Genomic DNA, 22,362 nt, shown 5'->3' with positions numbered 1-22,362 from the left:
TCCAGCCCTTTCCTTTTAATGGATAGGGCTTTTTTGTAATTTATCATCAAACGTTAAACCATGAAGCATTTGTTTTTCGTACTGTTGTGCTGTTGTTCAACAAATATTTTTGCGCAGTCTTTTTCTGTTCAGTCGGTTCTGAGTTATCCTTTCCCATCTCAATTGGTGGCTTCCCCAAACGGATCAAATGTGGCATGGACGGCAAATGAACAGGGCAAAAGAAATATTTATATTGCAGGAGCACCAGACTATAAGGCCATAAAAATGACCAGTTATAACGAGGATGACGGACAGGAACTCACCAGCCTTTCGTTTTCTACGGATGGAAACTGGATTGTTTATGTCAGGGGAGGAGATCATGGAGGTAAAGACGGTGGACCTGTAAACGCGGCATCTGCTCCGCTTGCTCCAAAAATGCAGGTATTTTCGCTTAACCTTAAAAATCGAAATACGATCCCACTTGGCGAAGGTGATTATCCCCTGATTTCACCTGATGGTAAGTTAGTTATTTTTTCAAATGGTGGACAAGTTAAAAGTGTGCCAATAGATGGATCAACAGCGGCTAAACCGTTATTTTATGCCAAAGGAAACAATAGCGGTTACAGATGGTCGCCGGACGGTAAGAAAATAGCTTTTGTTTGCAACCGGACGGATCATTCCTATGTAGGGATTTACACCGATCAGAAAACACCTGTTCAATGGCTGTTGCCTTCTTTTTCAAGGGATATTACGCCTTTCTGGTCGCCTGATGGAAATGAAATTGCTTTTATCAGACTGCCGGGCATTGGTTTGGAAACGGATTCCATTTTAACCCGAAAACATCAGCCATGGGCCATCTGGAAAGTTAATGTCAATAATGGCAAAGGGATGCAGCTTAACAAGGCACCTGAAACCATCAGGGGTTCATTTCCCGCCATGGAAGGAGGAGCCAATTTAATGTGGGCACATCAGAAAATCGTATTTACTTCTTATGAGGACGGCTGGCCACATCTATATGCGATGAATCCTGACGGGTCGGGAAAAACCTTACTCACGCCGGGAAATTTTACTGTTGAAAATATCAAGCTGAGTAATGATTTAAAAACATTGGTATTTGCGGCCAATACGGGTCTAGATAAGGATGATCTGGACAGACGCCACATTTATCAGGCATCTGTAGATCAGCCCGGGATGAAGCCGCTTACTACCGGAAAAGGGATTGAGGCTTATCCTGTTATTTCGGGAGATGGTAAAAATGTATTCTGTTTAAGTGCTACTGCAAGTCAGCCTTTATTGCCAGCGAGGATTGATCAGGGTAAAATCCATCTGATCGGAGCAGAGTTGCTTCCAACAGATTTTCCAACCAGCGCGCTGGTTAACCCGGTTCATGTGAGTTTTAAGTCGGCAGATGGAAAAACAGTTTATGGGCAACTATTTTTCCCGAAAAAGACGGTTAAGAATCATCCTGCCATTGTTTATGTACACGGAGGACCACAGCGACAGATGATGCTGGGCTGGAACCCGATGGATTATTATTCCATCGATTATGCTTTGAACCAATACCTGGTAAACCTGGGTTTTACAGTGTTATCAGTAAATTACAGATTGGGTTTGGGTTATGGATATGATTTCCATAAGCCTTTACGGGCAGGGGCTCAAGGTGCTTCAGAATACCAGGATATTAAGGCCGCTGGTGAATGGCTGGCTCAACAGGCTAATGTAGATCCGGCAAGAATCGGTATTTATGGTGGATCATATGGTGGTTATTTAACTGCTTTGGCATTGGGAAAAGATTCCAGATTATTTGCGGCTGGGGTAGATATTCACGGCGTAAACAGCCGGTTTAGCAGTGTGGCAATGGAAGGTAAATTACCCGCTCCCGATGCAGACCTTGCCGCAAAGATTGCAGGTGAATCTTCGCCCGTCGCTTATTTAAAAACGTGGACTTCACCAACACTAATTATCCATGCAGATGACGATCGTAATGTAGCCTTTAGCCAAAGTGTTGATTTAGCTAAACGATTTGAAGCTAGGAAGTTCAACTTTGAATTCTTAGTTATTCCTGATGATACCCATCACTGGATGAAATTTTCCAATGCGGTTAAAGTCAGTAAAATTACGGCTGATTTTCTTACACGTAAGCTGATGAAAAATTAATTCTTCTTAATGTTTTTTAAAATCATTAAGCTTAAAGCATTAAAAGCATAACCGCTGATGTTATTTTGAAGCATCACGACAGATTGATCATAAAATAACGGAACTACCGGCGATTGATCCATCACCAGCCGATCCATTTTCCGGTAAAGTTCAAAACGTTTTTCGGCATTGGTTTCGTAATAACTTTGCTCAAATAATTTGTCAAAATCCCGGTTATAAAAGGCAAAATAATTGGGTCCGTTAGGTACTTTATTTTTGGAATAAAACATCGAAAGGAAGTTTTCGCCATCAGCATAATCTGCCAGCCAGGAGCCTCTAAAGAAATTTACGTTATTCTTAGACATCAGATCTCTTAAACTTGCACTCGGACTCACATCAATTTTAACCTTCATCCCAATATTGGTCAGTTCGCCCTGAATAAATTCAATCAAATCTTTATAAGTGGTGGTGGTATTTAATGTGATTTCAGGTAAACCCTTGCCCTCCGGAAAACCAGCTTCTTTTAATAACCTGGCAGATAAAACAGGGTTGTAGGTGTAACCACGCACAGCTAAACTATCAAAGCCGGGCATGCCTTTCGGAATAAATCCTGACGTGGCCGCAATACCAATGCCATTTCTCAAATACCGGATTAATTTATCCCGGTCAATGCCATAATTAATGGCTTGCCTGATCTTTTTTATTCTTAACGGCGATTGCTTTACAATGGCCAGATTAGTATCGACTAAAATACCTACATACTCCGTGCATAGATAGGGGCTTTTGGTTAAGGTGAATTTGTCTTTATATTTAGAAACCATTTTGCCACTCTTGGTTAGAATGTCATCGCGGTAGCTGCCATCAACATTATAATAAAAATCCAAATCCTTTTTCAGGAAACTCATAAAGCCACTTTGCTTATCAGTAATGAATGTTGCTTTTACGGCATCCAGATAAGGTAGCTTGGTTCCTTTTTGATCATGTTCAAAATAATGCTCATTCTTTAATAAAACCAGGATCTCGCCCTCTTTCCAGTACTTAAATTTAAAGGGGCCTGTGCCAATCGGGTGGCTTCTGAAATCTTTTCCGTAATGGGTAACTATTTCCTCAGGTACCACCGAACAATATTGTGTGGTTAACAAATTCATCAATGGAGGAAAGGGTTTTACCAGTTTAATCTGAAAAGTCGAATCATTTATGGCGATAAAATTACGCCTGTCTTTTACCTTATCGCTAAAAATCCATCCACCGGAAGAAGCCACCTTAGGGTCGATTAACCGGTAAAAACTATAACTGAAATCTTTGGCTACTACCTTTCTGCCTTTGCCGTTTTTAAAAATCGGATCATCATGAAAGTAAACATCATTGCGAAGATTAAAGGTATACGTCAAGGCATCCTCAGATATTTTCCAATTTTTAGCAATGCAGGGAACGCTTTGAAGATTGGAATCGATCTGTACCAGGCCATTAAAAATCTGATTGGTCATCCAGATGGCATTCTGGTTGCGGGCAAAAGCCGGATCGATGGAGGTTAAGCCCTGATCGAGATTAATATTAAATGTTTTTTTATGATTATTTGAAGTATCCTGATGACATGAAACGAAAATAATGCTAATGAAAATCCAAAATATATAATTAAATGAGGCTCGCATGAAATAAGGATTGTTATTTTTGCACAAATTAATAAATTTAATGCAGATGTCTTTTTTAAACGATTTATTTATCGGCCTTGATGCTACAAAACGTGAAGATTTACAGGAACGTTTAGATATTGTGGAGCACAAAATTAAATTTATGGAAAAAGTGCCCGTGGCTGTGCTTGATGTAAGTAATATGCCGGGCTATTATTTTTCTGAAGAAATTGCCTTCGCTGGTGGAATGATAGAGGCAGATATCATGAGTGCCGTATTCATTATTTACTATCAGCCTGAAAAAACGCTGACCGATTTAATGCGGGAAGTGCCATCCCTGTTAAGCTCAGATTGGCAGGCGGTGAAAAACAACCGGATTATCTTGCTTAATGATGATGTTAACCGGGAGAGATCTGCTGAAAACGTAGTGTCTTTAATTGAAGATATGGCCGAAATGCTGCATCCTGGCTCATTTATTTTTGGTCACGAAGGCGACAAGTGGATTCGTTTTGGCGCTTAATAAAGGGGAAACAGAGGGCTGGTTTTGAAGAAGAACGGCCAATAAGTCTACATCATCTAAATGCATCAAATTCAATTTCATCATGAAAAAACTTACATTAATCGTTATTCTTTTCTTTTCATCCTTGTTAGTCAGTGCACAAGTTGTTCCAACACTAACGGCAGATGTGGCTGATCAACTTTCAAAGATGCCTTTAGGATGCATCAGTCAGGAATTTCCCAATAAAACTTCTCATGTAGCCAATGCAGCTGTAGATGGTAGATTGTTGCCCAGTGAATTACACCCTGCATTTTATGGCTGTTTAGATTGGCACAGTTCTGTGCATGGTCACTGGATGCTGATTCGGTTACTAAAAACCATTCCGGATTTAAAAAATAAGCCAGAAATTGTTGCCCAGCTCAACAAAACCTTTACCCCAGAAAAAATGAGGGCAGAGGCCGAATATTTTACGAAATACCAGGTAGCCAATACCTACGAACGGACTTATGGATGGGCCTGGTTATTAAAACTTGATCAGGAATTGTATACCTGGGATAATCCTGACGCAAAGAAATGGTATGCGGCGTTGCAACCCCTTACGCAGCAAATTTTGAAACTTTGGAAAGCTTATCTGCCTAAACAAACTTATCCAAACCGGACGGGTGTTCATCCCAATACGGCGTTTGGTTTAGTTTTTGCCTTAGATTGGGCCAGGACTTTAAAGGATGCTGATTTTGAAAAGCAAATTGATGAGAAGGCCAAAGCCTTTTATCTGGATAATACTGCTACACCGGCATACCTCGAGCCGGATGGATCAGATTTCTTTTCGCCGAGCCTGGAGATAGCTGACTTAATGAGACGGGTATTGCCGAATAAAGAATTTTTGCGTTGGTTAAATAAATTTTACGAAGAGAAAAGTATTAAACGCATCAGTGATCTACCAATCATTAGCGATATCAACGATTATCAGGGGGTTCACCTGGTTGGTTTATCGTTTACCCGGGCATGGTGTATGAAGGGAATCGCTCAAGAATTACCTCAAAACCATAAACTAAAAAAGCATTTTGAAGTTACAGCCAACCGGTTTTTAGCCAATGCCTTACCACTTGTTTTTGCCGGCAATTATGGTGGCGATCATTGGTTGGCCTCTTTTGCGGTTTATGCATTAGAAAAATAGTTTCTGAAGATTTGCATTAATCTTTTTTTGTTAGAAATTGCGATTGAATCAATAGACGATCATGCGCTCGTTTCTAAAACGAGCGCAAGGGATAAATTAATACTATTTTCGTCTGAATAAGCCAAAATTATACCTGAAACCGGCAACATAACTGGTATTGCTGTTTCCATTGCTGCCTTTAGCGAAGAACTCAATGTTATCGCCCTTTTTAAGTGGTAATTGATAACCTAATCCGTATGCCTGGTAAAAGCCATTTGTGGCGGATGTACCATTATTATAGCTGGATCCTGCACCTTGATAAGTGTAGTTTGTCGTTGAATAAGCTTCCTGATAACCAAGGTCGGCAGATAGATAAAACCGGCCAATATAATATTTGGCTCCTGCATAGATTGCATTTTGAAGAAATTTCATGTTTTTAAATTGCGATACGCCGTTGCTAACCATATTCGTTGATCCATCGGCATTTTTTTGCGTATAGGCAATATTTACGCCGGCAGTAAGCCCCCAGTTTTTATTCAGCCGGTATTCATAACCAACCTCTGCCCCGTAAACCGCGGCTTTAAGTGTGGCGTTATAGCCTGCAAAAGGTGAAACATGAACCGAATGTCTTACCAGCGAATCCTGTGCTTTGATTTTAGACATGCTGATTACTGTAATCAGCAGCATGAGAAGTATGTTTTTAGTTTTCATACCGCTAAAATATACCCGCTAAGACCACATATGGATTTATTAACCTCGTTTAACTAAGTTTACAATAATTAACTTAATTTATGTTAAAAACATCGGCTAAATGGCCTTTTCATTGCTGTTTTGATTTTCCCTTTGCATCACCAACAATTAAAGACCAAGGCTATTTTTTTTATTTGGAAGGCTAATATCTTAACCCTCCTGGTTTTTTATGCCCGAGGTCATAAATCCTTAAAACCTAAGAAACTTATCAATCTGCTCGTGCGTAAACCTAATGGTATCTTCCTGGATCAAATTTCCGGATGAATCCAGTTCCAGTTTAATGTTCGGAATATGAATGCGGAGGGACAGTACATTCAGGTGAATGTAATGGCAAACGCCGGTGAAATGATCAATTCCGCGAATGTTTCCATATTTACCTGAAGAAATGCCAACCAGGCAGGCCTTTTTATCATAAAAGCTGCCAGGGAAATCACAGGCATCAATCAATACCTTCAGCACGCCCGGAAAGCTGCCATTGTATTCAGGAATGATAAAAATAAATTTGGTTGTTTGTGTAATCAGGTCCTGTATTTTTTGAAAAGCGATTGAGCGCTTGCCAAACATGTCTGTGTTCAATACATCGGCAGGCAAATGTTCAAGACTAAATACATTTACGTTTTCACCTCGCTGATGCAACTGTGCTTGATAATAATTGGCAACTTTTAACGTATTGCTATTGGGCCTGTTGGTGGCGGCTATTATAGTGATCATGGATGAATTGTTAATAAGATGTTCAAAACCCGGAAACCCTTATTGCTAAAATTGCCATATAGTTTGTATCTTAGCTGATTGAGAAAAAGGGCGTAAACAACGCAAAAATAGAACTTTTTGCCGATTAAAAGGCATAAAATAAACAACGCCCAAATAAACGTTAAGTAAATTTCGGATAGATAGATGAGCAAAATTATTGCATTAGCAAATCAAAAAGGTGGTGTTGGTAAAACAACTTCATCTATAAACCTGGCTGCCAGTTTAGCCGTATTAGAATACAAAACTTTATTGGTAGATGCTGATCCTCAGGCGAATTCAACATCAGGTATTGGCTTCGATCCCCGGAATATTAAAGATAGTATATACGAATGCATCATCAATGATATCGACCCGGCTCAGGCTATTCAGAAAACGGAAACACCAAACCTGGATTTATTGCCCGCGCATATTGATCTGGTGGGTGCCGAAATTGAGATGATTAATCTTAATAACCGTGAATATAAAATGAAGGCGGTTTTAGAGAAGATTAAAGATCAGTATGATTTTATCATTATTGACTGTTCCCCATCTCTGGGTTTGATTACCATTAATGCCTTAACCGCTGCCGATTCAGTAATCATACCGGTTCAATGTGAGTATTTTGCACTCGAAGGTTTAGGAAAATTATTGAATACCATTAAGATTGTACAAAACCGTTTAAATCCTGACCTGGAAATAGAAGGCATTTTACTCACCATGTATGATGTGCGTTTACGTTTATCAAATCAGGTAGTAGAAGAAGTGAGAACACATTTCCATGAATTGGTTTTTGATACCATCATTCAGCGGAATACGCGTTTAAGTGAAGCGCCGAGTTATGGCGTATCTGTTATCATGCACGATGCAAACTGTAAAGGTGCCATTAATTACCTCAACCTGGCCAGAGAGATTGTGAAGAAAAATGGCCTGTTAAAGGAAGAAGAAAATATTGATACTGCAACTTTATAAATTATAGATGACATCTTTTCAGCGAAAAACAGGTTTAGGAAGAGGATTAAGTGCGCTTTTAGATGATAGCGAATCCGCTCATCCCCCAAAGCAGCAGGTCAATGCGGTAAGCGAAACCGAGCAGATCGGCAATATCAGTCATGTGAGTTTAACGGAAGTGGAAACCAATCCATATCAGCCGCGTACAGAGTTTGATCAGGTTGCTTTAAATGAATTGGCAGACTCGATCAAGATTCAGGGCTTGATTCAGCCCATTACCGTTCGTAAACTTGGTGCCAACAAATACCAGCTAATATCGGGTGAGCGTAGGTTCAGGGCTTCAAAATTAGCCGGTTTAACACAAATCCCGGCTTACGTCCGGAGTGCTAACGACCAGCAAATGCTGGAAATGGCATTGATTGAAAATATCCAGCGGGAAAACTTAAATGCAATTGAGGTGGCCCTGAGTTTTCAGCGGATGATTGATGAGGTTGGCTTAAAACAGGAACAATTGGGGGAGCGTGTAGGGAAAAACCGAACCACGGTAACCAATTACCTTCGCTTACTGAAACTTCCGCCAGCCATTCAGGCTTCTATCCGTGATCAGAAAATTTCGATGGGGCATGCAAGGGCACTAATCAATGTTGATGGGGTAGATAAGCAGTTATTTATTCACCAGGAGATTTTAGAAAAAGGTTTATCTGTTCGTAAGGTGGAAGAATTGGTCAGAAACCTGCAACACGCGCCTTTAAAAGCCGAAGAAAAACAAAAAACAAAGGGTGCTTCCTTTCAGTATCAGAAACTGCAGGATGATTTAGCCTCTAAGTTTGCCACCCGGGTAAAATTAAAAGTAAGTCAGAATGGTAAGGGAGCAATTGAAATTCCTTTCATGAGTGATGATGATTTAAACAGAATCTTAGAATTATTAGACTGGTAATGCGTATCCTCAAGTTTTTAATTCTGGTTTCTTTCTTTACATTTTTTCTTGTAAATCTGGCTGCTGCACAGGTAAGAGATACGGTGTTAAAACAACCTGATACGCTGAAAAGCAGTAAAGATAAGCCGGTAAAGCTTGATTCGCCAAAAGTAATGTCGCGGCGCGATTCTGCAAAAGCCAGATATGTTAATCCAGGAAAAGTGGCAGGGAGAAAGGCAGTGTTCAGATCAATGATTATTCCCGGCTGGGGACAATTGTACAACATGTCATTGCTTAATGATGGATATGGAACGAGGGCGGGTAAAAGCCAGACGCTTCAAAAAATCTATACTTCCGGTAAAATTGTGGCCATTTATGGTGGTTTTACTGCGCTCACCTTATCTTATATCGATAGTAGGAAAAACTACAATCGTTTTTTGAATGAGGCACAATATCGCGCAGCAAATCCTCAGAAAAAATTAGACTTAACTCAATATTCTGATCAGGGTGTATTAGATGGGAAAAGCCTTTATAAGAGAAATTCCCAGATCGTGATTTTCTCTTATGGATTGCTTTACGCGGCAAATATCGTAGATGCCTACGTGGCAGCACGCTTACACTTTTTTAACATTGATGATAACCTGACTTTTCAGGTTCATCCTACAGTAATCAGTAACAATACCATGTATGGTTTTAATGCTGCACCGGCACTAAAACTGTCTTTAACATTTTAATAAATAGGAAACCATCGTGGTAATTGAGATTAAGATGGATTCATCACTTTTAACAATAAAATAATACAGATGAAAATAGCACTTTTAGGTTATGGCAAAATGGGGCAGATTATTGAAAAATTTGCGCTGGAACGTGGTCATGAAATCGTGTTAAAAATATCAATAGAAAATCTTGAAGATTTAAACAGGCAAAATTTAAAAAATGCCGATGTAGCCATTGATTTCAGTACACCTGATTCAGTGTTGGGCAACATTGATGCTTGTTTTGATGCCAATGTGCCGGTAGTAGTGGGTACAACTGGCTGGTACGGGAAATTGCAGGAAGTAAAAAATGATTGTAATATCAGTAACAATACCCTGCTTTATGGTTCCAACTTTAGTATCGGTGTCAATCTTTTTTTTAAACTGAATCAAACTTTAGCAAAGCTGATGAACAACTATCCGGCCTATGATGTGCAGGTGGAAGAAATTCACCATACCCAGAAGCTGGATGCGCCAAGTGGTACAGCCATTACCATCGCAGAAGGAATTGTAGATCATTTAGAACGTAAATCGGAATGGCTAAATGAAGTGGTGGGCACAGATGTAGAATTGTTTCCAAAGACAGATCAGTTACTGATTGAATCTCACCGAATTGAAAACATACCTGGTACACATACCGTGATTTATAGTAGCGAAGTAGATGAAATTGAAATTAAACATACCGCACATAGCAGAGCAGGTTTTGCCCTGGGGGCAGTCGTTGCAGCAGAGTGGTTAAAAGATAAAAAAGGATTTTTCAGCATTACCGATATATTTGAATAGAAGTTAAATGAATAAAAGACTGTTTTGTTATTGATCTGGGTAATCATTCAATTTGTGTAATTAACAGCCGAGGTGATGAACAGAAAAATAAAAACAGTATAATTATAAAATAATGCAGATAATAGTTACCGGATTTACCGTTAACCAACAGATAAAAATATGAACTACAAATTCTGGCAGAAAAAAAAGGATGCCACAAAGAAGAAAAAAACCAAAACCCGTGAATGGGTAGATGCCATTGTTTTTGCGGTAGTAGCGGCAACCATTATTCGTGTTTTCTTTATTGAGGCTTATACCATTCCATCCGGATCAATGGAGCGCTCTTTATTAATCGGCGATTTTCTTTTTGTAAGTAAGGTAAATTATGGTGCCCGTATCCCGATGACGCCAGTGGCTTTTCCATTTGCACATCATACCATGCCACTAACCACATCTACCAAGGCCTACTGGGATGGCGTTCAATGGAAATACCGCCGTTTGCCAGGTTTATCTGATATTAAAAGAAATGATGTAGTGGTTTTTAACTTCCCGGAAGGCGATACCGTTGCTGTTGAAAAACAAGATGCCAGTTATTATGATCTGGTTAGGATGAGTGGACGTGAGCAGGTGAGAAATACCTATACCATTATAGACAGACCTGTTGATAAACGTGAAAATTATATTAAGAGATGTATTGGTATTGCAGGCGATGTGGTGTCTATGTCTGCCGGTGTGGTGAGTGTAAATGGTAAGCCTGAGCCTATTAAAAGTACAGGGATGATGCCATACCGTATTGAGTTTAAAACTATGGATTTTAACTACTCAGCTTTAGATGAGTACAAACTTGATTTGGGAAGCAGTCCGGCGATAGCAGCAAATACTTATGTGGTCAATGCATCACCAGAGATTGTAGCAAAACTTAAAACACTCGATTTTGTAAAATCTGTAGTGATGAACCCTGATCCTGTTGGAGAAGAAGCCGGTGGTATTTTTCCTCACGATCCGAAAAGACCATGGAACAGGGATAATTTTGGTCCGATTAAAATCCCTGCAAAAGGGTGGACAGTTAAGATTGACAGCAACACAATGCCGCTTTATTACCGTGCCATCAGGACATATGAGGGAAATAAAGTAGAGCAGAAGGGTGGCGTTTGGTACATCAACGATAAAGTGGCCACAAGCTATACCTTTAAAATGAATTACTATTGGATGATGGGGGATAACCGCCATAATTCTGCAGATTCAAGGTATTGGGGCTTTGTGCCTGAAGACCACGTTGTAGGTAAAGCCCTATTTATCTGGATGAGTTTTGATAGCGAAGGTTCATTCTTGCATAAAATAAGGTGGAGCAGGTTATTCAGAGGGATCCACTAATCCCGGATTAAAAGTTAAGAAGCGTTTTGATGTCAATCAAAGCGCTTTTTTTATGGGCCATAAATGTAAGCAGTCCCTATCTGCCTGTCGGCACCTTTCCCCAGGGAGGGAAAGGGCGTGTAGTACGTAACTAGCAATTAGAAGGCCTGGTTCGGTTAACAATGAATGTAGTGATTAAAAACGCAGGTCTCCATCTTATCTCTGGCTGACAGTAGCGATGTGAAGGCGTACTTTAATGCAACCTTGGTCTTTTGTTACTTTATGGGCCAGGCCAAAAGTAAAGCCTTTCCGCGGCTAGTTGAGGCAAGCGAACGCACAGGGAAAAATAGCACATCACTACATGCCTGTAACAAAATAACCTTCTCTTCATCTAAAACCCATTGTATCAATCATTATTATGAATTGGAAAATCTGGAAAAAGAAAAATGATCATAAAAAGAAGAAAACCAAAACCCGGGAATGGGTAGATGCGATTGTTTTTGCAGTAGTGGCAGCAACAATTATTCGTGTTTTTTTTATTGAAGCCTATACCATTCCTTCAGGGTCAATGGAAAGATCACTTTTAATAGGTGATTTTCTTTTTGTCAGTAAAGTAAATTATGGTGCCCGAATCCCCATGACCCCTGTAGCATTTCCTTTTGCTCACCATACCATGCCCTTAACCGGTACCAAAGCATATTGGGATGGTATTCAATGGAAATATCACCGTTTACCCGGTTTATCTGAAATCAAAAGAAATGATGTGGTGGTTTTCAATTTACCGGTAGGTGATACGGTGGCTCTTGAAAATCAGGAACCCAGTTATTATAATTTGATTCGTCAGTCTGACTGGAAAACTGTAAATAGCCAATATACCGTCACCAGCAGGCCTGTAGATAAAAGAGAAAATATCATTAAAAGATGTATAGGAATTCCTGGTGATGTAGTTGCGATGAAAAATGGCATAGTAAGCATTAATGGTAAAATAGACCCCTTAAAAAATACAGGTCAGATGCCTTATAAAATTAAATTAACCACAGCCAATGTTAATCTTGAGGTATTCAGCAATTTGGGATTTAAAGTCAGTGAAATGCAACAGCTTGACGGAGAGACCTACATCGCCAATGCCACATCGGAAATGATTCAGAAATTAAAGCCGCTTGATTTTGTAAAATCTGTCGAACTATCTGTAACGCCATCTACTGCTAATGATGGTGATCTTTTCCCGCTGGATCCAAATCGAAAATGGAATGTGGATAATTTTGGCCCGGTCAAAATTCCTGCAAAAGGCTGGACGATAAAAATTGATAGCAATACCATGCCGCTTTATTACAGGGCCATCAGAACTTATGAAGGAAATAAGGTAGAACAAAAAGGTGGTGTTTGGTATATCAATAATCAGCCCGCCACTACTTATACTTTCAAAATGAATTACTATTGGATGATGGGGGATAACCGCCACAACTCTACAGATTCAAGATATTGGGGCTTTGTTCCTGAAGATCATGTAGTTGGAAAAGCATTATTTATCTGGATGAGTTTTGATGCTGATGCTTCTTTTTTTCATAAAATCAGATGGAGCAGGTTGTTCAAAAGTATAAATTAAATTAAACGATAACCAAACAAAAAAAGGCTTGAAGTAATTCAGGCCTTTTTTTGTTTGGGAAAATACTTTTAAAAAAAATTAATAAGTCGGATAATGTTTTAAAAATATTTATTAAGTTTGTTGATAAACCAAATAAAAATGTCGGTAATTATTGAGAAAGGTCAGCGGCTTCGGGCTGATATTATCAAGCATCTTTATTATAAAAAGGCTTTATCCTTAACAGACTTAAGTAAACTCACCAAAAAAAGTTTGCCGCTGGTTACTGCTATTGTAAATGGTTTAATAGCAGAAGGTTATATTCTTGAACAAGGACTTGCGCCATCCACGGGAGGCAGACGGGCATCCATCTATTTACTAAATCCCGATCACCAGAAATACATCATAGCGGTGGCAATGGATCAGCTGATTACCAGGCTTACCATATATGATTTATCCAGAAGGGTGATTTTACCGATTGAACACCTTGATCTGAATATGTCTGATTCTTTTCAAGATGTGGACATACTCGCTGACTTCATTAGCAATAGTATTCAAAAATCCAAAATCAAGCGTAATGATATCATTGGCGTTGGAATTGGTATGCCGGGTTTCGTAAATACACAATTGGGTATCAATTCTTCGTTCCTGTTTGTTGAAAGTGGTGAAACGCTTCAGGAATATCTTTCGAAAAAAATAAATCTTCCCGTATCGATAGACAATGACTCCAGTTTAATTGCCCTGGCTGAGCTCAATTTTGGTGAAGCAATTGATTTACAGGATGTGATGGTGGTAAACATAGGGTGGGGTACGGGATTAGGCATGATTGTAAATGGAAAGCTTTATCGTGGAAGTCGGGGTTATGCAGGTGAGTTCAGTCATATTCCCTTATCCGATAGCAATAATCTATGTGCCTGTGGAAAAAGAGGTTGCCTGGAAGTAGACACATCTTTGCTGGTGATGGCTGAGAAAGCAGAACGGGCGCTGGAAGAAGGTGCCGAATCCAGCATGTCCATACTCTTTAAAGATAAAACCAAACATCCCAGAGATCATTTTTTAGATGCTGTAGAAGCGCAGGACCCATTAGCCATTTCTATTCTTTCCAAAGCCGCATTTCAGATTGGAAAAGGGCTTTCCACCTTAATGCACTTGTTAAATCCGGAGTGTGTGGTGCTGAGTGGAAGAGGGGCTAAAGTAGGAAAAATGTTTTTGCCATCTATTCAGCAGGCCATTAATCAGTTTTGCATGCCTCGTATTTCGGAATTTACAACTATAAAATTATCAACACTGACTGATGAGGCTGAACTTTTGGCTGCAGCCAGTTTAATGGTCGAGAACAGTCAATTCGAATAAGTAAACAAACCTAACAAATAAATAGCAAGTAAAGTAAAACGCGTATCCAATCAACTAATAACCCTAAACAACAAAGAATTATGAAAAAAATGTACTTAAGGTGCTTAAGTATACTGTTGTTAACTTTGTTAACAATAACATCTTACGCACAAACAAGCATCTCCGGAACGGTGAGAGATGCTTCTGGTCCTCTTCCTGGGGTCAGTATTTCTATCAAAGGCACATCTAAAGTTACCCAGACAGATGGGAACGGAAAGTTCTCCATCGCTGTAAATGCTAAAGAAGCGCTGGTTTTTACTGCTATTGGATATGCAAAACAAGAAATTGTATATGGCGGTCAAACAACATTAAACGTAACCCTGAAGGAAAGTTCCAATCAATTGGATGAAGTGAATGTGGTGACCACTGCGCTGGGTATCAAGAGACAAGAAAAATCTCTGGGATATGCTGTAAGTACAGTAACGGCGAAACAATTAACGGAAGCAGGTAATACCAATTTTGCATCGGCATTGTATGGTAAAGCTGCGGGTGTTAAAATTACAACTGCACCTGGTGGTGCCAGTAGTGCGGTAAATGTTCAGATTCGTGGCGTAAATTCTATAAGCTTTAATCAACAACCGCTTTATGTGGTTGATGGGGTAATGATCAGAAATGATGGACAAAACGGAGCAGATGGTGCTAATAATAATAATTATTGGGGCGATCAAAGAATTCGTGGTAATGGTGTTTTGGATATTAACCCGGCTGATATAGAAAGCTTAACGGTATTAAAAGGAGCAAGTGCATCTGCACTTTATGGATCTGATGCGGGTAATGGTGTTGTTGTAATTACCACAAAAAAAGGATCTAAAAGTCGTGGCTTAGGTGTAGATTTCAATTATCAGGGTTCTATTGACCAGGTTGCTTTCCTTCCAAATTTTCAAAATACTTATGGTCCTGGTTATGACAGGGCAACCAACGTAGCCAATGGCGCAACTGAAGAAGGTTGGATTCCTGATGCTGCCTCTCCAAGTGGCTTCCGTCCATATTTCAGAGCCTATGCTAATTTTGGTCCTAAAATGGAAGGCCAGCAGGTTAGATGGTGGGATGGTTCAATCCGTTCTTATTCGCCACAGCCTAATAATTACAGAGATGTTTATCAGGATGGTTATACTTCGAATGCAAACGTTGCAATCTCTAATCAAACAGATGCTTTAAACTATCGTTTTTCTGCTTCCAGGTTAGATTATAAGGGAACTCAACCAGGCAATACAGGGTCTAAAAATTCCTTCAATTTAAATTCTTCTATTAAACTTTCTCCAAAAGTATCGGCAGATGTTATTGTGAGTTATGTAAATACGATCACTAAGAATAGGCCATATCAATTAGGACAGGTTCTTGGTTCATTTGGAGGTTTTTTCAGCCGTGCTGAAGATATGAATTTAATGAAAGAAAAGTTTCAAACCAGTAACGGTTATAAATATGCACAGTTTAATCAGTTAGATAGACCTGAGCCTTTTATTTTCAATATCAGAGCAACAAACCTTTTAGATTTTTATTGGCAACAATTAAAAAATGAGTACACTGAAAATGAGAATAGATTACTGTCTAGTTTCACTTTAAATTATGACTTCGCCAAAAATTTAAAATTCAGAGGTCGTATCGGTAATGATTACACTGGAGTGAGAAGTGAAAATCATCAGTATACTGAAATTCCAACTGCATTAAATGGCAATACCAGTACTGGCGGTTATACGACTACACAAGGCCAATATGCTATATTATATGGCGATGCATTGGTAACTTATTCAAATAAACTAGGTGAAGATGTTAACTTGTCATTAAGTGGCGGCTATCAAGGTAGAAAAGAATCTTACAAAGATCAATCTTCTAATACGCGCGACGGTTTAGTTTCAGAGAATTGGTTCTCTCTGATCAATTCATTTGGCGTAGCCGAAACATCAGATATACGTAAAGAACAACTTAAATATGCTTACTTAGGAATGTTAAATCTGTCATATAAAGATTATCTTTTCATAGAAGCAACAGGTCGCCGTGAGTATGCATCCACTCTTCCTGTAGAAAATAATGGTTACTCTTATTATTCTGTTAACAGTGGTTTTGTTTTTAGTGATTTGTGGAAGCTTCCTTCATTTTGGAGCTATGGTAAATTAAGGGCTTCTTATGGTGTTGTGGGTAATGCACCACCGATGTATCAGGCCAATATTTTATATAAGCAAACATCTCTTCAATCTATAAATGGTTCGGTTCCTTCCTTAATATCAGCCAGTGCATATGGAAATCTTGGATTAAAACCAGAAATGAAACATGAGGCAGAATTTGGCTTGGAAACCCGCTTTTTTGGTGGACGTTTAGGATTAGATGTAAGTTATTATAACAATATTATTAAAGATCAGATTTTACCGCTGGAAGTGGCCACTACAACAGGTGCTAAAAGTCAGATTGTGAATATTGGTGAATTAGGCAACAGGGGTTTCGAAATTGCATTAAATGCTACGCCTATTTCAGGGAAATTCAGATGGGATACGAGATTGAATTTTTCAACCAATAAAACCAAGGTGAATGAACTAATGAGTGGGGTATCTGAACTTGCTCCATATTTATCAGATCAGGCCACTGCAAAAATCGTGGCCAGACAAGGTGAAGAGCTGGGTAACATTTACATTCAGCCAAGAAAAACGGATGCCAACGGTAATTATCTAATTAATGATGACGGCTACTATGTGATGAGTGATACTTATGTGAAAGCTGGTAATATTTTGCCAAAAGCCGTTGGTGGTTTTTCTAATACTTTGAGCTACGGAAATATCGCACTTGATTTCACGATCGATTACCGTTTTGGTGGTAAAATGATTTCTCCAAACTTAAAGTTTATGCGTGGCGCAGGTATGCTGGAGAATTCTATGGAATTTAGAGATGCTGCAAGTGGCGGTATAGCGTTCACAGAAAATGGTAAAACGTATAATGACGGTGTATTACTTCCTGGTATAAATGAAAACACGGGGCAGCCAAATACGAAGGTTTTATCTGCAGCTGATTATTATATCACCACTTACAATTGGGGTCAGGGATCTTTAACTGAAGCAGAAATCTTCAAAAATAATTATATTAAAATGAGAGAGGTTTCTTTAAGTTATAAAATTCCTGCTTCATTTACCAAAAAGCTAAACATAACCAATTTAAGGGTTTCATTAATAGGTCGCAATTTATTCTACCTCTATCGTACGTTGAAGGATTTAGATCCTGAAGCCCCTCTAGGAAACAGATGGTGGTCACAAGGGGTTGATGTTGGCTCTACTGCCGCATCCAGAAACTTTGGATTCTCTTTGAACGCAAATTTTTAGCTTTAAGAAATTGATATTATCATGAAAAAATTAATTATAAATATAAGTTTCCTTTTAATTGCTACGATGATTATTGTTGGCTGTAAAAAGGAACTTGAAGAAAAATTTAATAATCCGGAGCAGGCGAAAGATGCAAATGTTGCCGGATTATTTACCGGTATGCTGAACAATGATCGAGTTGCAGCTAAATACTGGAATGTACGTACATTTTTAACGCAAATGCCAGGGGTTTATGCTCAAACAGCATATATTGGAAATGGTAATTCTATATATAGACAAACTGAAGACTATGTTCAGCAATACTGGGATGATTTTTACACTACTGGTGGAAATGGTAGTGGTGTATTAGCGCTTTACAGATCAATGGAGACCAAGTTTAATTCACTAAGTCCGGCAGAACAATCCGCACAGAAAAACATCATGCAAGCGGCAAAAATTGTATTAATAGAACAGGCTGCGAAAATGGTCGATGTGTTTGGAGATATTCCTTATTCTGATGCAGGTAGCCTTCCTTCTTCCAATGTGATCAAAATGCCTAAATACGATGATCAAAAGGCTTTGTATACCACTTTTATAAGTGACCTTGCCAGCATATCAGCATATTTTAAAACAAGTACAACAACTTCATCATTTAGTAAAGCAGATATTTTATTAAAAGGTGATGTTAACAAGTGGGCGCGTTATGCCAATTCATTGCGTTTGCGATTATTGATGCGTATTTCTAAAACAGATGAAACTACTGCTAAAACAGGCATCATGCAAATGTTAAATGATCAGGCAACTTACCCTTTGGTTGATGGCGGTAACGTAGGTGCATATGCTCCTGGTAACTCAGATATATTACTGCAACCGCTTACCAACAGCACCAGTGATTTGCATGATGCGTTTTTTGAAGGGAGCTGGTATGCTACTGATTATGCTTTAAACACTTTAATGGTTCCTGCAAATGATCCGCGTATTCCGGTGATTTACGATGCATTCGGACGTACTGTAAATGGTAAATTCGTGTCAAACCCAACGTATAAAGCTATGCCAATTACTTTTACCACCGCTCAACAAGAGGCTAGCTTTGCAGATTATGCAGTTTTAGATTCTGCAACCTTTTTGTATAATCAAAAACTACCTGGAATCATCATTACTTCTTCTGAAGTTAATTTTTTAAAGGCTGAGGCTTATGAGAAATGGGGCAGTTCAACTGATGCGAAAACAGCTTATGATAATGCATTAAGGCAATCGGTAACTTTCTACCATTACTTAAACAATTTAAACCAGGGTGGTGGTTTTAAAAATGTAACTGCACCGGCATCATCAGTGGTAGAAGCTTGGGTAAATTCTTCTACAGCAACCTACACCGGATCATCTGCTGCAAAGCTCACTTTAATTTATAATCAGAAATGGTTACATTATGGTGTTTTGCAATCAACAGAAGCCTGGTCTGAATATAGAAGAACAGGATTTCCTGTCTTAACTTTTCCTTCTACAGGTAAATTAGCCGGATTTGATACACCTCCAACACGCTTATTGTATCCAGCTAAAGAAAAAACGCTTAATAATGAAAATTATCAGGCAGTAGCTTCAAAAGATACCCGGAAAACCAAAATATTCTGGATGCCTTAATTAAATGATTCACTAATCCCAGTCACTAAAACGGCTGGGATTTTTATATTTACACATGAATAAAAAATTACTTTTAGTTCTGGCCTTCGGGTTTTGTGCCAATCTTCTTTATGCCCAACGCCATGATATTGTAAAAGAATCTACCACTTATGAATGGCCTAAAGATCCATTGGTAAAAGAAAAGCTGGATCACTGGCAAGATAAAAAGTTCGGTATGATTATCCATTGGGGGTTGTACGCTGTTCCGGGAATTATCGAATCATGGTCCATCTGCTCCGAAGACTGGATTGAAAGAGACACCACCATTTCCTATGAAGATTATAAAAAGACTTACTGGGATTATAGTAAGCAATTTAACCCTACTAAATTTAATCCAGAACAATGGTCGGCCGCCGGCAAGGCAGCAGGCATGAAATACCTGGTTTTTACAACCAAGCATCACGATGGTTTCGCCATGTTTGATACCAAACAAAGTGATTTTAGTATTGCCAAAGGGCCTTTTGCCAATAACCCCAAAGCTGATGTAGCGAAATATGTTTTTGATGCCTTTAGAAAAGATGGCTTTATGATTGGTGCCTACTTTTCTAAACCAGACTGGCACTCGCAATACTACTGGTGGCAAAAATACGCCACGCCCGATCGCAATAATAACTATGACATCAAGAAATACCCCTGGCGGTGGAATATGTTCAAATCATTTACGTATAACCAGATTGGCGAATTAATGAATAATTATGGAAGTATTGATATTCTCTGGCTGGATGGTGGCTGGGTTCGTCCGCTTGAAACAGTGAATGAAGAAGTACTTTCATGGGGTGCACCAATCCCGAAATGGAGTCAGGACATTGATATGCCAAAAATAGCAACCATGGCGAGAAAGGCGCAACCTGGTTTACTGATGGTAGATCGTACCGTTCATGGTCCTTATGAAAACTATCAGACACCTGAACAAAAAATTCCGGATACACAACTGGATCATCCATGGGAAAGTTGTATGACTTTGGGTGGTGCATGGGGTTTCGTGCCTAATGACCAATATAAGTCGGCTGGCGAGGTAGTACATAAATTAGTGGAAATTGTAGCCAAAGGAGGTAGTTTGCTTCTTGGAATCGGCCCTAAACCAGATGGGACACTACCCGACGAGGTGACTCAGAAATTAAGTGAAATCGGGAAATGGACTTCTAAAAATGCGCAAGCCATTTACAATACCAGAATCACCAAAAACTATCACGACGGACAAACCTGGTTTACACAAAGTAAGGATGGCAAAAAGCGTTTTGCAATCTATTGTATTCATGCAGACGAGGCTATTCCTGGTGTAATAAAATGGCGCAATAATATACCGAAAAAAGGTACTGACGTTCTTCTTTTATCAACAGGTAAGAAAGTGAAATGGCAAAATGTAGGTGGTGAAATCATTTTATCCTTACCGAAGCTTGAAAAAACTGCTGCCCTGGCTTTTGAATTTATTCCGCAGTAAAAAAGACCGTAGGTGGTGCCAATGTATTGCATTTCACGGCAAAAAAATATGATGGTGCTACCGCCCAGGCGATCAATGCAGTCCTGAATATGATTTTCCAGGTGGGTTATCACCACTATAAATTGTTCTTGCCTGCATTTCTAGATGGCAGTATGCCCTAATCCAGAATTGATGATGACTTGGTACGGTTATTAAATACGAAATTTGAACGGGGCTTATTTGAACCCATATATAGATGAAAAGAAGGCTGAACATTCATTATAGATGATACACACCGCAAATTGGCTAATCTAACCCCTCAATTTCTAATTTAACAGCCAGTTCATTCAAATCTTTAACCACCACATCAATTAAAGGAATTCCGTTGACCTTTCTTTCCTGTTCAAATTCATGCTCAGGTTCGCCGGGAATAATCACTTTTTTATCAGGATCGATTGTTTCAGCATTTTTGAACCGCTCGATCCAGTTATCTAAATGATTTTTAAAATCTGCTGCAGGGCGAAAACCATCTACCCGCATGGCTCCCAGAAAGTGTCCAAGTCCCTCGCCGACCGGATTTGCCGAAGGCTCCAGGAAAGCTACAAAAGGAGGTACCCATGGACCGTAATTGGCACCTGAAAGTACCGCCGATAAAATATCAACAGTAGCACTCAATCCGTAACCTTTATGGCTGCCATGATCTTTATCACTGCCTAAGGGCAAAAGTGAACCACCGCTTTTTAATTCATTCGGGTTGGTAGAAATTTCTCCGTTTTTATCCTGAACCCAGCCATCCGGAATACTTTTATTTGCCCTTTGGGCAATTTCTAACTTTCCATTGGCAGCAGCTGCGGTAGCCATATCCACAATTACAGGTGGATATTTTCCCGCTGGAAAGGCGTAACACATAGGGTTGGTTCCCAATAACCTTTCGCTGGCATAAGTAGGCGCCACCAGGGGACTCGCATTGGTCATGCTGATGCCGATCATATCTTTTTCTACCGCCATTAAGGCATGATAGCCCGCGATACCAAAATGATTAGAGTTTTTAACTGAAACCCATCCGCTACCATATTTTTCAGCCTTGTCTATCGCTACCTGCATCGCAAAAGGTGCCACCACTAAACCTAAGCCTGCATCACCATCAATAGTGGCAGTGGTTGGTGTTTCATGTACGATTTTAATATCGGGAGTGGCATTAATTCTTTTCTTTTCCCATAAAAGCACATAACCACTCAAACGTGCCACACCATGCGAATCAATTCCCCGTAAATCTGAACGGATTAAAACATCGGTAGCAAGTTCGGCATGTGCGTCAGAACATCCCATTTTTTTAAACACGTTACAGGTAAAAGTTCTGAGTTTGCTTTCGGTAAAAGTGATGAAGTTCATT

17 protein-coding genes are annotated in these 22,362 nt (G+C 39.4%); 13 read left to right on the top strand and 4 right to left on the bottom strand.

The annotated features are described in order from the left end of the window. Nucleotides 1-60: 60 nt before the first annotated feature. Nucleotides 61-2,136, top strand: coding sequence for a S9 family peptidase (locus OQX64_RS17490; RefSeq protein ID WP_265819744.1), 2,076 nt, complete (start codon nt 61-63; stop codon nt 2,134-2,136). Here the strand turns inward: OQX64_RS17490 and OQX64_RS17485 are convergent. Continuing rightward, nucleotides 2,133-3,767: an ABC transporter substrate-binding protein gene (locus OQX64_RS17485; RefSeq protein WP_265819743.1), complete on the bottom strand. Its 1,635-nt coding sequence runs from the start codon at nt 3,765-3,767 to the stop codon at nt 2,133-2,135. The two genes, OQX64_RS17490 and OQX64_RS17485, sit on opposite strands and share 4 nt — an antisense overlap. Nucleotides 3,768-3,813: 46 nt before the next feature. Between OQX64_RS17485 and OQX64_RS17480 the strand changes: the two genes are divergently transcribed. Both OQX64_RS17480 and OQX64_RS17475 read left to right on the top strand, forming a co-directional pair. After that, nucleotides 3,814-4,266 (top strand): hypothetical protein, encoded by a 453-nt coding sequence (locus OQX64_RS17480; protein WP_088299904.1) that lies wholly within the window; start codon nt 3,814-3,816, stop codon nt 4,264-4,266. 82 nt (nt 4,267-4,348) lie between these two features. Then, nucleotides 4,349-5,422: a DUF2891 domain-containing protein gene (locus OQX64_RS17475; protein ID WP_265819742.1), complete on the top strand. Its 1,074-nt coding sequence runs from the start codon at nt 4,349-4,351 to the stop codon at nt 5,420-5,422. Nucleotides 5,423-5,524: 102 nt separating this feature from the next. On the opposite strand, the gene OQX64_RS17470 is transcribed toward OQX64_RS17475, so the two are convergent. Together OQX64_RS17470 and OQX64_RS17465 are read right to left on the bottom strand one after the other, a co-directional pair. After that, nucleotides 5,525-6,112: an autotransporter outer membrane beta-barrel domain-containing protein gene (locus OQX64_RS17470; protein WP_088299276.1), complete on the bottom strand. Its 588-nt coding sequence runs from the start codon at nt 6,110-6,112 to the stop codon at nt 5,525-5,527. A 228-nt stretch (nt 6,113-6,340) separates the two neighbouring features. Then, the gene (locus tag OQX64_RS17465; RefSeq protein ID WP_265819741.1) at nt 6,341-6,862 is read right to left on the bottom strand and encodes an NADPH-dependent FMN reductase; all 522 of its coding nucleotides are present in this window, start codon (nt 6,860-6,862) and stop codon (nt 6,341-6,343) included. A gap of 183 nt (nt 6,863-7,045) precedes the next feature. Here OQX64_RS17465 and OQX64_RS17460 point away from each other — a divergent pair, with 183 nt between their 5' ends. The 10 genes from OQX64_RS17460 (at nt 7,046) to OQX64_RS17415 (ending at nt 20,990) form a co-directional block, all read left to right on the top strand. Then, nucleotides 7,046-7,849 (top strand): ParA family protein, encoded by an 804-nt coding sequence (locus tag OQX64_RS17460; RefSeq protein ID WP_088299278.1) that lies wholly within the window; start codon nt 7,046-7,048, stop codon nt 7,847-7,849. Nucleotides 7,850-7,856: 7 nt separating this feature from the next. Beyond that, nucleotides 7,857-8,765: a ParB/RepB/Spo0J family partition protein gene (locus tag OQX64_RS17455; protein WP_265819740.1), complete on the top strand. Its 909-nt coding sequence runs from the start codon at nt 7,857-7,859 to the stop codon at nt 8,763-8,765. Continuing rightward, complete coding sequence (locus OQX64_RS17450; protein WP_265819739.1) at nt 8,765-9,478, top strand: DUF5683 domain-containing protein; 714 nt, start codon at nt 8,765-8,767, stop codon at nt 9,476-9,478. Before OQX64_RS17455 ends, OQX64_RS17450 begins: the two co-directional genes overlap by 1 nt. A 69-nt stretch (nt 9,479-9,547) precedes the next feature. After that, nucleotides 9,548-10,282 (top strand): 4-hydroxy-tetrahydrodipicolinate reductase, encoded by a 735-nt coding sequence (dapB, locus tag OQX64_RS17445; protein ID WP_265819738.1) that lies wholly within the window; start codon nt 9,548-9,550, stop codon nt 10,280-10,282. Nucleotides 10,283-10,441: 159 nt separating this feature from the next. Beyond that, the gene (lepB, locus tag OQX64_RS17440) at nt 10,442-11,635 is read left to right on the top strand and encodes a signal peptidase I (protein ID WP_265819737.1); all 1,194 of its coding nucleotides are present in this window, start codon (nt 10,442-10,444) and stop codon (nt 11,633-11,635) included. Between the two features lie 397 nt (nt 11,636-12,032). Beyond that, a complete protein-coding gene (lepB, locus tag OQX64_RS17435) occupies nt 12,033-13,220 on the top strand; it encodes a signal peptidase I (protein ID WP_265819736.1) in 1,188 nt (395 codons plus the stop codon). A 138-nt stretch (nt 13,221-13,358) separates the two neighbouring features. Continuing rightward, nucleotides 13,359-14,549 (top strand): ROK family protein, encoded by a 1,191-nt coding sequence (locus OQX64_RS17430; RefSeq protein WP_265819735.1) that lies wholly within the window; start codon nt 13,359-13,361, stop codon nt 14,547-14,549. Nucleotides 14,550-14,629: 80 nt separating this feature from the next. After that, a complete protein-coding gene (locus OQX64_RS17425) occupies nt 14,630-17,893 on the top strand; it encodes a SusC/RagA family TonB-linked outer membrane protein (protein ID WP_265819734.1) in 3,264 nt (1,087 codons plus the stop codon). 21 nt (nt 17,894-17,914) lie between these two features. Next, nucleotides 17,915-19,510 (top strand): SusD/RagB family nutrient-binding outer membrane lipoprotein, encoded by a 1,596-nt coding sequence (locus tag OQX64_RS17420; protein ID WP_265819733.1) that lies wholly within the window; start codon nt 17,915-17,917, stop codon nt 19,508-19,510. A 55-nt stretch (nt 19,511-19,565) separates the two neighbouring features. Further along, nucleotides 19,566-20,990, top strand: coding sequence for an alpha-L-fucosidase (locus OQX64_RS17415; protein WP_265819732.1), 1,425 nt, complete (start codon nt 19,566-19,568; stop codon nt 20,988-20,990). Nucleotides 20,991-21,275: 285 nt separating this feature from the next. Here the strand turns inward: OQX64_RS17415 and OQX64_RS17410 are convergent, their stop codons facing one another. Next, entirely contained in the window at nt 21,276-22,361 is a 1,086-nt protein-coding gene (locus OQX64_RS17410) for an Ldh family oxidoreductase (protein ID WP_265819731.1), read from the bottom strand. Nucleotide 22,362 lies beyond the last annotated feature (1 nt).

It is taken from the genome of Pedobacter sp. GR22-10 (assembly GCF_026239715.1).
Classification (GTDB): Bacteria; Bacteroidota; Bacteroidia; order Sphingobacteriales; family Sphingobacteriaceae; genus Pedobacter.
Note: the sequence above shows the minus strand (reverse complement) of the source record. Positions and strands in the feature narration are given on the sequence as shown.